Source organism: Pelagibacterium luteolum (genome assembly GCF_900100665.1).
GTDB classification, from domain to species: domain Bacteria; phylum Pseudomonadota; class Alphaproteobacteria; order Rhizobiales; family Devosiaceae; genus Pelagibacterium; species Pelagibacterium luteolum.
Map to the genome: position 1 here is coordinate 249,345 of NZ_FNCS01000003.1, position 14,195 is coordinate 263,539.

Here is a 14,195-nt window from a genome sequence, read left to right on the forward strand (position 1 = left end):
TGCCCCGGCCAACCCCCGGGGCATTATTTTATCGCGGCGTGACGACGCGCGTGAGTAGATCGGCCTTGGTCAGAGCACCGTCCGATTCGAGCCACAAGCGCTCCAGCCGGCTAAGCTCGGCACCGATGGCCGGACCGGGTGTGAAACCTTTCGCAATAAGATGTGCCCCGGAAAGCGGGAATTTGCGGCCCAGCCTCGCGTGCGTCGATTTTTCGGCGCTCAGACGCCAATCTGCGTCGCGGACCGTGACAGCCTGAGCGACGGCGATACCATCCATCGCGACATCGGGACCGAACTGTGCCAATTCGAGCCAGCGTCCTGACGCCGCGATATCCGCCGCGCGACGCGTTCTGTCGATGACCTCCATAGTCGCGTTCGAGAGCCGCCAGCTTTCTCGCAAGGGGGCAATATCACGCCCCAGCGCGGCCAAAAGGCCAAGCCGCTGTGTGGCCGTGGGCTCGCTCTGCACCTCCCGAAGCGCCAATGCATCAAGGCCAATTTCGTCAAACAGCGCCGGGTCGAGCAAACCGATCCGAGCCATTTGCTTTAAGGTACGCGCGCATTTAGGCGCGTCGAGCAGGCGCATCATTTCAGCGCCGACTCGCTCGGCCGAAAGCGCGCCCAGATCGCCGGCGGCGCGCTCGCAGGCTGAAATGGCCGCTGGGTCGAGCTGTTGACCACCATGGGTCGCGGAGAACCTGAAATAGCGATAGACGCGCAGTCGATCCTCGGCGATCCGCTGGTTGGGGTCTCCGATGAACCGGACGCGCTGGGCGAGACAATCCTCAAGCCCGCCGAGTGGGTCGAACAGGTTTCCGTCTGCATCGGCATAAAGCGCGTTCATCGTAAAATCGCGCCGCGCAGCGTCCGCTGCCCAGTCGGCGCCGAACACAACGCGCGCATGGCGGCCGAAGGTTTCGACGTCTCGACGTAATGTTGTGACCTCGGCGCTTACACCGTCACTAACAAGCGTCACTGTACCGTGTTCGATGCCCGTGGGATGGGCGATGATCCCGGCTTTTGCCGCCCGGAACATGACCTCGTCGGGCGTAAGTTCGGTCGCCAGATCGATATCGCCGGACCCGACCGGTCGCGCCAATAAAGTGTCGCGGACTAGCCCGCCTACGGCGCGCGTTCGCATGGAGGCGCCGTCCAGCGCATCGAAAAACGGACGTGCGCGCGCGAGCCAACCGGCCGATCTCAGCCGTTCCAGCGCTTCACGGCTCTGCATGTTCGGCCTCGCCGACCAGAACGCTATCGCGGAAACGCCGGGTCAGATTGGCTGTGATGCCCCAGATACGATGGCCCTCGTGATCGATCTGCCAGCTTCTGCGCTCCTGCCCCCGGTGATGGACACGGAATTTGCCATAGCTCGCGTCATCGATAAGGGTCTCGACGGGGACTTCGAAGACATCGTCCACCTCGCCGGGATTAGCAATAAACGGCCGTTTGGGATCGACCACGGCTACGACAGGGGTGATGAAGTAATTCGTGCCGGTATAGTAATAGGGCATGAACCCGAGAATGTCGGCATCGGCAGGGTCGAGCGCCACCTCTTCATTGGCTTCGCGCAGGGCAGCATAGGCTGCGTCCTGATCTTCCGGATCGATACGGCCACCGGGAAACGCCACCTGTCCTGAGTGATTGCGCAAGCTGTTCGAACGCTCGGTATAGAGCACGGTGTATCCCGATCCGCGCCTGATCAGGGCGATCAGCACTGCTGCGGGGACGGGAGGACGGCCATCAAGTTCGGCGATCTGAAAATCGGCCACCAGATCGCCGGCATCGGGCATGGGCTCGGGCATATCCAGCAGGCGTCGGGCAATCTCTGCAATGTCGCTATCGAACGCCATGCGAACCTATACCCAGGGGGCCACGTCTCCCGTCAGGGTCTCAGCCAAACTCGCGTCTGCCGCCATGACCAGTATCCGAGCCGGATCGACGGGCGCAGGAAACCGGATGGCGCTCGGCACGGTCCGCTCGAATCCCAACGGCCCATAATAGGCAAAGTCGCCCACCAACAGCACGAACGCAATACCGGGGCGCGCAAGCGCCAGATCGCACACATGCTTGACGAGCGCCCGCCCAGCGCCCTGCTTGCGAAACTGCGGATCGGTCATCAGCGGGCCAAGCATATAGCCATTGAGCCCACCGACGCTGATCGGCGTCATGCGAACCGACGCTGCGCGCTCACCATCTATTTCGGCAATCGTCGAGAGGCTGTCGTCCACGGCGATCCGCTCACGCACCCGATAGGCAGCGCGCGCAAAACGGCCCGGGCCGAACGAGACTTCGTGCAGCGCTTCGATCCACGCATCATCGTCCGGCGTCTCGAGCCGGATCGAAAGTGCGGCAGGCGTAGGGATGGTCTCGGCCAGGAGCGGCGAAGTGGCGGTCATGATCACAATTTCCAACTCGAAGAGGGCAATACGACGGCATCGCGCAACACAGGCGCGGACCTAAAGTCGTCGGATATCCCGCTCGATGCTGAACATTGGCTTGGTCTCCACCAAAATGACCGATCGCCACTTTACCACTGCACTCCCCTCGGGTCCACAAGAAATGCGCGCGACCGGGCCAGACGCGCGACGAAACGCGCTGTTCGACGCGTTGGGACTAATCGTCGAGAACAATCTGCCTAGATTGCCGTTACGTTTTCAAACAACAGGAGTTCTGGACGATGGGGCAATTGATCGACGGCAAATGGTCGACCCAATGGTACGATACAAAATCGACGGGCGGAAAATTCAAGCGCTCGGAATCCGCTTTCCGCAACTGGGTCACAGCTGACGGTTCCCCTGGCCCCACCGGTGAAGGCGGCTACGCTGCAGAAAGCGGACGCTACCATCTCTATGTGTCCTATGCCTGTCCCTGGGCGCATCGCACGCTGATTTTCAGGGCGCTTAAGGGACTGACCGAGCACATAACGGTGACGGCCGTCTCGCCCAAAATGCCAGACGAAACCGGCTGGGCCTTCACCGGCGAAATGGGCTCTGACAAGGATCCCATCCACGGTGCCGAGACGCTTTGGCAGATTTATGCGAAGGCAATGCCAGATTACACGGGCCGCGTGACCGTGCCCGTACTCTGGGACAAGAAAACCGGCTCAATCGTTTCCAACGAGAGCGCCGAAATCATCCGGATGTTCAACTCGGCATTCGATGAGGTGACCGGCAACACATTCGACTTCTATCCGCAATCCAAGCGCGAAGACATCGACCGCCTCAACGCCCGGATTTATGACGAGATAAACAACGGCGTCTACAAGGCCGGCTTCGCGACGACGCAAGACGCCTATGCCGACGCCGTGACCAAGCTTTTCGAAGCGCTAGACTGGGTCGAGGGCATCCTGACGCAGCAACCCTTTCTCGTAGGCGACGCCCCGACCGAAGCGGACTGGCGGCTGGTGACGACGCTCATGCGGTTCGATGCCGTCTATGTCGGCCATTTCAAGTGCAACATCCGTCGCATTGCGGACTACGAGCACCTCTCGAAATATCTAAAGACGCTCTACAACTGGCCAGGCGTGGCGGAAACCTTGCGCATCGATCATATCAAGACGCATTATTACTGGAGCCATACCACCATCAATCCGCACCGCATTATCCCCGAAGGACCGGTGCTGGAATTTATCGAGTAGCGATCACCAGTTCGGCGATATCGGTTCGCGACCGGCAATTTCATCCAGCCTTCGCCGCGTGGCGGGGCTGGTGTCATCCGGGAGCGCATCGATATCGAGCCAAGCGATTTCAGTGATCTCGCGACCGGGCTTGAAGGCGCGTTGCGGGGTCGCTGCGTTCGCAACGAACAAGGCGACGTGGTCGCGGTTTGTGTAGAGGGTAGAGTGATAGAGCGAAATTAGCTTCATTTCGCCCTGGATGGCAAAACCCGTTTCTTCGAGCACTTCGCGTCGACCAGCTTCTGCCGAGGTTTCGCCTGGGCTGACGCCGCCGCCCGGCAGGTGCCAGCCCCCGACATAAGTGTGCCGAACTACCAGCACTTTCCCATCAATAATCACAGCGACGCGCGCGCCCAGCGTCATCTGCCGCATGAGGCCAACGGCCCGCAGCATCAGGAAGAATTTGAGCTTGGTGAATGTATCGGGCACGCTTGGACCTCTCTGTCATCCCCACCCATGACAAATTGCGGCAAAGACGGCAATCAGCCATTTTCTTGCCGCAGCCCCCGTGCCAATAGTGCGGTCAATGATTACCCTTGCGCACATATCCGACGTCCATCTGGCGCCGATGCCCGACATCACGCCCCGTGAACTGGCCTCCAAGCGCCTGACGGGCTGGCTGAACTGGAAGCTCAAGCGCGGCAAGGACATGCGGCGCGACACGCTCTCGGCGCTGATTTCGCATCTCAAGGCCCACGGGCCCGACATGACGGCCGTCACGGGCGACCTCGTCAATCTCGCGTTGGAGGACGAAACAGCGCGCGCCGCCAATTGGCTCGCCGCGCTCGGCGATCCCGAGACCGTGTGCGCGATCCCCGGCAATCACGACGCCTATGTGAAGGGCGCTCTCGATTCTGCGCTCTCGACCTATGCGGGCTATATGAGCGGCGAGACGCTCGACGACAGCCCCTTCCCTTACGTACGACGTATCGGCATGGTCGCGATGATCGGCGTCTCAAGCGCCGTCAGCACCCCGCCGTTTTTCGCCGCCGGCAAGGTTGGCTCGGACCAACTGGCGCGCTTGGGCAAACTTCTCGCGCTGCTGGGCGAGGCCAATTATTTTCGCGTCGTGATGATCCACCATCCGCCGTACGAGGAGTTTGCCAAGTCCAAACGCCTCGGCCTTTGGGACGGGAGCGATTTCCGCTCTGTGCTCCAAGAGGGTGGCGCGGAAATGATCCTCCACGGGCACACGCATCTATCTTCGATCAACGCCATTCCGGGTCCGAATGGCGAAATTCCGGTGATCGGCGTCGCGGCCGCATCGGCCTCCCCAGAGGGACACGATGCGCCGGGGCGCTACAATCTTTTCCGCATCGAACGCGTCGGTACGCAGTGGAATTGCCTGATGCGCGAATATGGCTATCAGCGCATCGGCGACGAGATCGCCTTGCGCTTGCAAATGCGGATATACTGAACCCATACTGATTCATGCTGCCGCCCGGCGGCGCAGGATAGACCGATTGAGCCAGCCCATTTTCATCATCGAGAAGCCTGAGTTCGACAGCGCGACGGGCGAGGCCCGTTTTCGCTATAAGCTTGGTGATCATGCTTTTTCAGAACGCTTGCGCTTTCCGACAGCGGGCATCGACGCCAAGCGCGCGACATCCGAAGCCTTCGCCGCCCTGCTCGACCTGACCGCCGCCGTTTTGGGCGTGAGCTATTTCAAACTGCTCGCCCCCTTCGAGATCGATGCCTCCGCGCTGTCGCTATCGGAAGCGCAGCGGACGTTCATCATCGATGTCTATGAAAATGGGCTCGGCGAATTTTATGCCCGCAATGATCTCAAGCGGTTCGGCCAGTTGCGCCTGACTGCCGGCCATGGCGCGCAACCGGCGCCGCTCTCCCTACCCGATCGCGCATTGGTGCTGGTTGGCGGGGGCAAGGATTCTCTGGTGAGCGTCCAATTGCTCGACGCAGCCGGTCTCGACATCGCGCTTTTCGCGGTCAATCCCAAGGGTCCGATCGTCACCTCGGCCGAGCGCGCCGAGCGGGGCCTATTGTCGGTGCAGCGCTTGCTCGATTCCGAGATGATCCGGCTGGGGCAAGAGCCGGGCTATTACAACGGGCATGTGCCCTCGACCGCGATCAATTCCATGATCGCCGCACTGGCCAGCGTTCTCTACGGCTATTCCAGCATCGTCTTGTCCAACGAGCGTTCTGCCAGCGAGGGCAATATCGAGTTCGACGGTCGACAGGCCAATCACCAATATTCCAAATCGATCGATTTCGAACGTTCAATCCGCGACATCCTTCTCGACGCAACCGGGGGCGCGCTCAGCTATTACTCGCTGCTGAGGCCTTACTCCGAGGCCAGGATCGCGCAGCTCTTTGCACGGTCGTCGCGCTATGACGATGTGTTTTCAAGCTGCAACCGGAACTTCCGTCTGAACGGGCACGATGATGCCCTCTGGTGCGGGAAATGCCCCAAATGTCATTTCGTGTTCCTGATCTTTGCGCCGGAAATGCCGCGCGACCGTCTGGTTGGTATTTTCGACCAAAATGTGCTCGATGATGCCTCCAACATCCCCGCCTATCGAGAATTGACCGGCCTCTCCGGGCACAAACCGTGGGAATGTGTGGGCGAAATTCTCGAAGCCGCTGCCTGCCTGTGGCGGATCGCCGAGCATCCGGACTGGCGTGACGCCGCCGTGGTCGCCGCCCTACGCCCGGAACTCGAAGCCTTTTACGGCAAGGCGCATCTTGAGACGGCCTATCGCGATCTTATGGTCGACAGCGACGACCACCTTATCCCCGCCCCGATTGAAAGCGTGGTGACACCGCATGCACATTGACGGACCCGTCCTCTTATACGGCGCAGGTCGCGAGGCACGCTCGACGGCTGCTTTCCTGCGCCAGCGCTATCCGCATCTCGAATTGTTCGTCACCGCAGACGATGGCGAAGCGACGCTCGATGGGGCGACATTCATATCGCCCGACGAGGCCGGCGTGGTTGAACGCTTCGGCATGATCGTCAAAAGCCCCGGCGTTTCGCTCTATAAGCCGATCTTTGCTGCGGCGAAAGCGGCCGGCGTGCCGGTCACCTCAAACCTCAATCTCTGGGGCGCTCATTTCCGCGAAGGCCGCACCGTCGTGGCCATCTCCGGCACCAAGGGGAAGTCGACGACAGCCACGCTCGTCCATCTCATGCTCGAGCATTCGGGCGTGGATGCGATCCTTGCGGGCAATGTCGGCATTCCGCCGCTCGATGCTGCGGATAAAGCGCGGACCGTGGTTCTGGAGCTATCCTCCTACCAGACCGCCGATATCGATTTCGCGCCGGATATTGCCGCGATTTCCAACCTCTACCCCGAGCATGTCGATTGGCATGGCGGGCTGGACACGTACTACCGCGACAAGCTCAACCTTCTGGCCAAAGGGCCAAACCTCGTGGCGGTTGGCCCACAGGCCGCGACTGTGGATCGTGTCAACGCGGCGATCCCGGCCGGGACCAAGCGCATTCCGGGGCTCGATATAGATTTCGGCGATGAAATCCTGATGGCGGCGATGAAGTCGCGCCTCAAGGGCGCGCACAATCACGACAACGCGCGGCTGGCTGCCGCCATCGCCCTGGCCGCCGGCGCGACGCGAGAGGGCATTTTCGCTGGGATCGAAGCCTTCATTCCGCTTCCACATCGGCTCGAAGAACTGGCCGTCGGCTCGATCCTATTTGTCGACGACTCGATCTCCACGACGCCTGAAGCGACCAAGGTCGCGCTTGCAGCCTATAAGGGGCGCAAGATCGCATTGATCGCGGGCGGGCATGAGCGGCAGCAAGACTATACCGACCTTGCCAATTTGATGGGGCTCACCTCTGTCGTCATGCTCTGCTGCCTTCCCGTCACTGGGACGCGGCTCGGCAAGGCTGTGCGCGAAAACACACCTATCCCCGTCGCGGACTGCTCGACGCTGGAAAACGCCATGCAGGCTCTCGCCAATTCAGGCGAAATCTTCGATACGGTCATCCTGTCGCCCGGCGCGCCGAGCTACAATCAGTTCAAGAATTTCGAGGAACGGGGGGACCGCTTCAAGGCGCTGGCCCGCCAATATTTCGGGCAATAGGCGTCAGGCGAGTTTCGAAAAACCCTCGAAGCGCTTTTCGAGCTGGGCCTGCATTTCCTTGACCTGAGCGTGAAGGCGCGACTGGGCGTTCTGCGCCGCAAGCTCACCCACGCCCTGTATCTGCATCATCTGTGCCCGCTGAAATCCGGACGCAGCCATGTTCATGCGATCGATGCGATCGGCAGACTGCTGCCGGCGCTGCTGGGCGAGTTGCATCTCCTGCCATGCCGACTTCTTGGGCATCCAGTTCATTTTCTTAAAGCCGGTGGAGACGGTGCTGCTCATGAGGCGATGATGCCCCGACTTGTTTTAACGAAACCTTAGAGCGGCGTCTAAAACGCGTCGCGTTGCCGAAATCAGGCGGGCGAGAAGTCGGGTTTGACCTCTTCGAGCTCGATCAGCGTCCCATCGAAATCCTTGGGGTGGACAAACAGAACAGGCAGACCGTGGGCGCCTATCTTCGGCTTCCCATCGCCGAGCACACGTGCCCCGGCCTCCACAAGTTGCCGCGCTGCCATGGCGATATCAGGCACTTCAAAACAGATGTGGTGCATCCCACCTCCCGGATTTTTGTCCAAAAATCCAGTAATCGGCGAGTGTGCGCCCAAGGGTTCGAGCAGTTCCACCTTGGTGTTGTCTGCTTCAACGAAAACGACACGCACCCCGTGTTCAGGGAGAGATTGTGGCGCGGATACCCGTGCGCCCAAGAGATCACGATAGCGCCCCGCTGCGGCCGCAAGATCGGGTACGGCAATAGCGATATGGTTCACGCGTCCGATCATCTGTTGGACAACCTGCCTTCGATAGTGCTCAAGACCGAGAACGCGGCGTCAAGGACATTGGTCCCAGGCCCGAAGATTTCAGCGACGCCAGCCTTGCGCAGAAAATCATAATCGGCGCTGGGGATGACACCTCCCACGATCACCGCAACATCGCCTAGGGCCCGATCGCGGAGCGCACCGATCAGTTCGGGCACCAGGGTCTTGTGCCCCGCCGCAAGCGACGAGACGCCGACCGCGTCGACACCCAATTGCTCTGCATGCGCCGCCACTTCGTGCGGTGTTTCAAAGAGGCTGCCCATCTGGACGGCAAAGCCGAGGTCCGCAAACGCCGTCGCGATCACCTTGGCGCCGCGATCATGCCCGTCCTGTCCCATCTTGGCGATGAAGATCGCAGGCGCACGCCCATGCGTTGCGCCGAACGTCGCGACACGATCCGCCACTTGTGCGTATTGGGCGTCGTTTTCATAACTGGCGGCATAAACCCCCGAGAGCACCCGCGTCGTCGCATCGTGCCGACCAAAGACGTCTTCCATCGCCTGGGAAATTTCCCCGAGCGTGGCTCTGGCCCGAGCGGCGGCGACGGCTGCTTCGAGAAGATTGCCCTCGTCCATTGCTGCATATTCACGCAACGCATCGAGTGCGGATCGGCAGACGGCTTCGTCACGGCGATTGCGCACCGCTTCGAGCCGACGGATTTGGCTGGCGCGCACCTTGGCGTTGTCGATCTCGAGCGTTTCGACGGGCGCCTCTGTCTCGAGCCTATAGCGATTGACCCCAACGATCACCTCTTCGCCCTTGTCGATCCCCGCCTGCCGCTCGGCGGCGGCCCGCTCGATGGCAAGCTTGGGCTCGCCCGACTGCACGGCCTGGGTCATGCCGCCCTGCGCCTGGACCTCATCGATCAGCGCCTGGGCCTTCTCGACCAATTGCCGCGTCAGCGCTTCGACATAATAGGAGCCGCCGAGCGGGTCGACGACATCGGTTATCCGCGTCTCGTGCTGCAAGATCAGCTGCGTGTTGCGCGCGATGCGCGATGACATTTCCGTCGGCAGTGCAATTGCTTCGTCAAAAGAGTTCGTATGAAGGCTCTGCGTTCCGCCCAGAACCGCGGCGAGCCCTTCATAGGCCGTGCGCACGATGTTGTTGTACGGGTCCTGTTCGGTCAGCGACACGCCGGATGTCTGGCAATGGGTTCGCAGCATCTTCGAGCGCGGATCCTTTGCCCCCAGATCGGTCATGATCTTCGCCCAGAGGGAACGCGCCGCGCGCAGCTTCGCAACCTCGACGAAAAAGTTCATGCCGATGCCGAAAAAGAAGCTCAGCCGCCCCGCGAACGCGTCGATATCGAGACCCCGGTCCTGTGCTGCCCGTACATAGTCGATGCCGTCGGCAAGCGTATAGGCAAGCTCCTGTATCGCCGTCGCGCCCGCCTCGTGCATGTGATAGCCCGAGATCGATATCGAGTTGAATTTCGGCATGTTCTGATTGGTGTAGGCAATGATATCTCCAACGATCCGCATCGAGGGCTCGGGGGGATAGATATAGGTGTTGCGGACCATGAACTCCTTGAGGATATCATTCTGAATGGTCCCCGAGAGCTTTTCGGGAGCAACGCCCTGCTCTTCGGCAGCGACGATGAACATCGCCAATACCGGGATCACGGCCCCGTTCATGGTCATCGAGACGCTCATCTGATCGAGCGGGATGCCATCAAAGAGAAGCTTCATGTCCTCGACGCTATCGATCGCGACGCCCGCCTTGCCGACATCTCCGACGACGCGGGGATGGTCGGAATCATATCCCCTGTGCGTCGCCAGATCGAAGGCAACCGATAGCCCCTTCTGCCCCCGTTCGAGCGCCTGACGGTAAAACCGGTTGCTTTCTTCCGCCGTGGAAAATCCCGCATATTGCCGGATGGTCCAGGGCCGATTGGCATACATCGTGGCCCTTACACCCCGCGTGAACGGCTCGACACCGGGGATGGCGGCGTCCGCGCCGAAATAGACGGGATCCACATCGAGCCCGCCATAGTCGCGTTTGAGCGCATCGATGGGCGTATCGCGCAGTTCGGTGCTCGCGATATGTGTCCAGATATCGCGTGGGGCCTTGCCCATCACACCGCCTCGAATTCCATGATAACCGCATCCACCGCCAAAACGTCGCCGGCTACCGCGTTGAGTTTGGTGACTTTGGCGCGGCGTTCGGCGCGGAGCACGTTTTCCATCTTCATGGCCTCGACGATTGCCAGCGCCTGACCTTCCTCGACGACATCGCCCTCGGCCACATCGACGCGGACGATCTGACCCGGCATGGGACAGAGCAGGAAGCGGCTCATGTCGGGCGGGGTCTTTTCGATCATGTGCACCATGAGATCGGCCACATGCGGCATGAGCACCTTAGCGACCATATCGGCACCACGATAGCGCATGCGAAACCCAGACGTCACGCGATCCATCCGCACGGTGATCGCCTTGCCGTCGATCTCGGCGGCGGCCAGACTGGCGCCGGGCTGCCATCCGTCCTCGATGAGCAGAGGTTGGCCGTTATCGGTCATTAGAACAAAGGATTCGTCCGATTTCGGGATGGAAAAGTCCCATCGCCGCGACCCGATGATAACGCTGCGCTCGGCGCTCTTGTAATCATTTGTCGTGACTGCCGGATCGAGAAAACCACGCGTTTCGAGCTGGTACGACGCGCGACACGCCAGGGCTGCAAGCGTCAGCAAAGTTTCGTCATCAAGCTCCGCGCCGGCAAAGCCGTCCGGAAATTCCTCGGCGATATAGTTTGTCGATAGCCGCCCCTCGCGAAATCTCGGTTGCTGCATGACGCTTGCAACGAACGGCACATTGTTGCCCACGCCATCGATATCGAACCTGTCGAGTGCCTCCGCCAACCCATCGATCGCCTCGGCGCGGGTCGGCGCCCACGTCACCAGCTTGGCAATCATGGGGTCGTAATAGGGGCTGATATCCGCGCCCTCGAAAACACCTGTATCGTTGCGCACGACGAGCTGGGCCGAGGCTTCCTCCGTCGGCGGACGATAGCGCCTGAGCCGACCGGTCGATGGCAGGAAATTGCGATAGGGATCTTCGGCATAGACCCGCGCTTCGATCGACCACCCGTTAAGGGCAATTTCATCCTGGCGCCAGCGGAGGGGCTGCCCATCGGCGATGCGCAGCATCTCCTCGACGAGATCGAGCCCCGTCACCAGTTCGGTCACGGGATGTTCGACCTGCAACCGCGTATTCATTTCCAGGAAATAGAAGTTTCGATCCTTGTCGACGATGAATTCGACGGTGCCGGCGCTGACATAGTTCACCGCCTTGGCTAGCGCGACGGCTTGCGCGCCCATCTTTTCGCGCGTTTGTGCGTCGAGGAATGGTGAAGGCGCTTCTTCGATCACCTTCTGGTTGCGGCGCTGGATCGAACACTCGCGCTCACCCAGATGGATGCAATTGCCCAAGGCGTCGGCCAGAACCTGGATTTCGATGTGCCTGGGGTCTTCGATATATTTCTCGATGAAGATGCGATCATCGCCAAACGAGGAGGCCGCCTCGGACTTCGACCGCTCGAAGGCTTCTTCGACCTCGGCGTCCGAGCGCGCGATGCGCATGCCTTTGCCACCACCGCCCGCCGATGCCTTGATCATCACCGGATAGCCGATGGATTTGGCGATTCTCGCGGCCTCGGTCGCATCGGCGACCAGCCCCATATGGCCCGGCACCGTCGAAACGCCTGCCTCAGCTGCGAGTTTCTTGGAGGTGATCTTGTCGCCCATCGCCTCGATGGCCTTGACCGGCGGGCCGATGAAGTAAATGCCCTCCTGCCTCAGCCGCTCGGCAAACACAGGGTTTTCCGACAGGAATCCGTATCCCGGATGCACCGCGACGGCGCCCGTCTGCCGACACGCGGCAATGATTTTTTCAATGTCGAGATAGCTTTGGCTGGCCGGCGCCGTACCGATATGGACAGCCTCGTCGGCCATCCGCACATGGAGCGCATCGGCATCTGCATCGGAATAAACGGCAACGGTTGCGATACCCATGCGCCGCGCGGTCTTGACGACCCGGCATGCGATTTCACCGCGATTGGCAATGAGGATTTTGGAGAACATCTAGACGACCCTCACAGCGGAATATTCCCGTGCTTCTTAATCGGCACGTGCGCCTTTTTGTGCTTGAGCGTTTCCAACGCGCGCGCGACGCGGCGGCGCGTGTTGTGGGGCATGATGACGTCGTCGACAAACCCACGCTCCGCAGCCACGAACGGGTTGGCGAAGCGGTCTTCGTATTCCTTGGTGCGCGCCGCGATCTTGTCGGCGTCGCCCAGTTCGGAACGGTACAAAATTTCGGTCGCGCCCTTGGCGCCCATGACGGCGATCTCGGCGCTGGGCCAGGCGTAGTTCACATCGGCTCTTATGTGCTTTGAGGCCATGACGTCATAGGCACCGCCATAGGCTTTGCGCGTGATGACGGTGACCTTGGGCACCGTCGCCTCGGCGTAGGCGAAGAGCAGCTTGGCGCCATGCTTGATGATCCCGCCATACTCCTGCGCCACGCCTGGCAGAAAGCCCGGGACGTCCACGAATGTCAGAATCGGAATATCAAAACTGTCGCAGAAGCGTATGAATCTGGCTGCTTTTTTCGATGCGTTGATATCCAGGCACCCCGCCAGGACCATTGGCTGATTGGCGACCACACCCACACTCTGCCCATTGAGCCGGATGAACCCGATGAGAATATTGCCTGCATGATCCCTCTGCAGCTCGAGAAAATCGCCCTCGTCGGCAATCTTTTCGATCACTTCGCGCATGTCATAGGGCGTATTGGCATTGGCTGGGATGAGCGTATCGAGACTGTCCTCGCGCCGGTCGACCTGATCGTTCGTTGCGACACGCGGCGCCTTTTCGCGGGCCGACAGCGGCAGGAAGTCGAACAGCCGACGCACTTCGAGCAGCGTTTCGATATCATTCTCAAACGCGGCATCGGCCACCGATGAAATCCTGGTGTGCGTCGATGCCCCGCCCAGTTCCTCGTGGGTCACCGTCTCGTTGGTCACCGTCTTGACCACGTCGGGGCCCGTCACGAACATGTAGCTCGTGTCCTTCACCATATAGATGAAGTCCGTCATCGCCGGAGAATAGACGGCCCCGCCCGCGCATGGCCCCATGATCACGGAGATCTGAGGCACAGCGCCCGAGGCCTGCACGTTGCGCCAGAAGACTTCCGCGTACCCACCCAGCGAAGCGACGCCCTCCTGGATACGCGCTCCACCGGAATCGTTGAGCCCGATGAGGGGTGCGCCGTTCTGGACGGCAAGGTCCATGATCTTGCAGATTTTCTGCGCATGGGTTTCGGAAAGCGAACCGCCGAAAACCGTAAAATCCTGCGAAAAGACATAGGTCAGCCGACCATTGATCATGCCCCAGCCGGTGACGACGCCGTCGCCGGGGATGATCTGTGCATCCATACCGAAATCGCGCGTTCGGTGGGTGACGAACATGTCGTATTCTTCAAAGCTGCCCGGATCGAGAAGAACGGCCAAGCGCTCGCGCGCCGTCAGTTTGCCCTTGCCATGCTGCGTCTCGATGCGGCGCGCGCCACCACCGAGCCGTGCCTGCTCGCGCTTGTGTTCGAGCGCGTTGATGACGTCCTGCATGTAGCCCCTCCGTT

Annotated in this window: 13 protein-coding genes; 4 read left to right on the forward strand and 9 right to left on the reverse strand. The window is 60.8% G+C overall.

Annotated features, from left to right (window positions below):
- Positions 1-28 precede the first annotated feature (28 nt).
- The 3 genes from BLR31_RS07740 to BLR31_RS07750 are packed head-to-tail and all read right to left on the reverse strand — an operon-like array spanning position 29 to position 2,399.
- On the reverse strand, positions 29-1,231 hold the full coding sequence (locus BLR31_RS07740; protein WP_090594348.1) for a CCA tRNA nucleotidyltransferase: 1,203 nt from the start codon (positions 1,229-1,231) through the stop codon (positions 29-31).
- Positions 1,218-1,853 (reverse strand): CoA pyrophosphatase, encoded by a 636-nt coding sequence (locus BLR31_RS07745; protein WP_090594351.1) that lies wholly within the window; start codon positions 1,851-1,853, stop codon positions 1,218-1,220. Before BLR31_RS07745 ends, BLR31_RS07740 begins: the two co-directional genes overlap by 14 nt.
- 6 nt (positions 1,854-1,859) lie before the next feature.
- Positions 1,860-2,399: a GNAT family N-acetyltransferase gene (locus BLR31_RS07750; protein ID WP_090594853.1), complete on the reverse strand. Its 540-nt coding sequence runs from the start codon at positions 2,397-2,399 to the stop codon at positions 1,860-1,862.
- A 281-nt stretch (positions 2,400-2,680) separates the two neighbouring features.
- Here BLR31_RS07750 and BLR31_RS07755 point away from each other — a divergent pair, with 281 nt between their 5' ends.
- Positions 2,681-3,640: a glutathione S-transferase family protein gene (locus BLR31_RS07755; protein ID WP_090594354.1), complete on the forward strand. Its 960-nt coding sequence runs from the start codon at positions 2,681-2,683 to the stop codon at positions 3,638-3,640.
- A 3-nt stretch (positions 3,641-3,643) separates the two neighbouring features.
- Here the strand turns inward: BLR31_RS07755 and BLR31_RS07760 are convergent, their stop codons facing one another.
- Positions 3,644-4,108, reverse strand: a complete 465-nt coding sequence (locus tag BLR31_RS07760) for an NUDIX domain-containing protein (RefSeq protein WP_244504978.1) — start codon at positions 4,106-4,108, stop codon at positions 3,644-3,646.
- Between the two features lie 97 nt (positions 4,109-4,205).
- Between BLR31_RS07760 and BLR31_RS07765 the strand changes: the two genes are divergently transcribed.
- From BLR31_RS07765 to murD, 3 genes are read left to right on the forward strand one after another with little or no spacing between them, the layout of a single operon-like run.
- Entirely contained in the window at positions 4,206-5,096 is an 891-nt protein-coding gene (locus tag BLR31_RS07765; protein ID WP_090594356.1) for a metallophosphoesterase family protein, read from the forward strand.
- 46 nt (positions 5,097-5,142) lie between these two features.
- The gene (locus BLR31_RS07770; RefSeq protein ID WP_090594358.1) at positions 5,143-6,474 is read left to right on the forward strand and encodes a MurL-like N-terminal domain-containing; all 1,332 of its coding nucleotides are present in this window, start codon (positions 5,143-5,145) and stop codon (positions 6,472-6,474) included.
- Positions 6,464-7,741: a UDP-N-acetylmuramoyl-L-alanine--D-glutamate ligase gene (murD, locus tag BLR31_RS07775; protein ID WP_090594361.1), complete on the forward strand. Its 1,278-nt coding sequence runs from the start codon at positions 6,464-6,466 to the stop codon at positions 7,739-7,741. Before BLR31_RS07770 ends, murD begins: the two co-directional genes overlap by 11 nt.
- Positions 7,742-7,744: 3 nt before the next feature.
- Here murD and BLR31_RS07780 read toward each other — a convergent pair whose 3' ends face one another.
- From BLR31_RS07780 to BLR31_RS07800, 5 genes are all read right to left on the reverse strand, one after another.
- Positions 7,745-8,026, reverse strand: a complete 282-nt coding sequence (locus BLR31_RS07780) for a hypothetical protein (RefSeq protein WP_090594364.1) — start codon at positions 8,024-8,026, stop codon at positions 7,745-7,747.
- 71 nt (positions 8,027-8,097) lie between these two features.
- Positions 8,098-8,523, reverse strand: a complete 426-nt coding sequence (mce, locus tag BLR31_RS07785; RefSeq protein WP_090594367.1) for a methylmalonyl-CoA epimerase — start codon at positions 8,521-8,523, stop codon at positions 8,098-8,100.
- Positions 8,520-10,637, reverse strand: coding sequence for a methylmalonyl-CoA mutase (gene scpA / locus BLR31_RS07790; protein ID WP_090594369.1), 2,118 nt, complete (start codon positions 10,635-10,637; stop codon positions 8,520-8,522). Before scpA ends, mce begins: the two co-directional genes overlap by 4 nt.
- Positions 10,637-12,637, reverse strand: coding sequence for an acetyl-CoA carboxylase biotin carboxylase subunit (gene accC, locus BLR31_RS07795; protein WP_090594372.1), 2,001 nt, complete (start codon positions 12,635-12,637; stop codon positions 10,637-10,639). The genes scpA and accC overlap by 1 nt, the downstream gene beginning before the upstream one ends.
- Before the next feature lie 11 nt (positions 12,638-12,648).
- Positions 12,649-14,181 carry an acyl-CoA carboxylase subunit beta gene (locus BLR31_RS07800; protein WP_090594375.1) on the reverse strand — a complete coding sequence of 511 codons (1,533 nt, stop codon included), beginning with the start codon at positions 14,179-14,181 and terminating at the stop codon, positions 12,649-12,651.
- Positions 14,182-14,195 lie beyond the last annotated feature (14 nt).

Excerpts from the sequence above, each read along its gene's own strand:
- murD (WP_090594361.1), top strand. The coding sequence starts at position 6,464 with ATGCACATTGACGGACCCGTCCTCTTATACGGCGCAGGTCGCGAGGCA.
- BLR31_RS07750 (WP_090594853.1), bottom strand. The coding sequence starts at position 2,399 with ATGACCGCCACTTCGCCGCTCCTGGCCGAGACCATCCCTACGCCTGCC.
- BLR31_RS07745 (WP_090594351.1), bottom strand. The coding sequence starts at position 1,853 with ATGGCGTTCGATAGCGACATTGCAGAGATTGCCCGACGCCTGCTGGAT.
- accC (WP_090594372.1), bottom strand. The coding sequence starts at position 12,637 with ATGTTCTCCAAAATCCTCATTGCCAATCGCGGTGAAATCGCATGCCGG.
- BLR31_RS07755 (WP_090594354.1), top strand. The coding sequence starts at position 2,681 with ATGGGGCAATTGATCGACGGCAAATGGTCGACCCAATGGTACGATACA.
- BLR31_RS07780 (WP_090594364.1), bottom strand. The coding sequence starts at position 8,026 with ATGAGCAGCACCGTCTCCACCGGCTTTAAGAAAATGAACTGGATGCCC.
- BLR31_RS07740 (WP_090594348.1), bottom strand. The coding sequence starts at position 1,231 with ATGCAGAGCCGTGAAGCGCTGGAACGGCTGAGATCGGCCGGTTGGCTC.
- BLR31_RS07765 (WP_090594356.1), top strand. The coding sequence starts at position 4,206 with ATGATTACCCTTGCGCACATATCCGACGTCCATCTGGCGCCGATGCCC.
- mce (WP_090594367.1), bottom strand. The coding sequence starts at position 8,523 with ATGATCGGACGCGTGAACCATATCGCTATTGCCGTACCCGATCTTGCG.
- BLR31_RS07800 (WP_090594375.1), bottom strand. The coding sequence starts at position 14,181 with ATGCAGGACGTCATCAACGCGCTCGAACACAAGCGCGAGCAGGCACGG.
- scpA (WP_090594369.1), bottom strand. The coding sequence starts at position 10,637 with ATGGGCAAGGCCCCACGCGATATCTGGACACATATCGCGAGCACCGAA.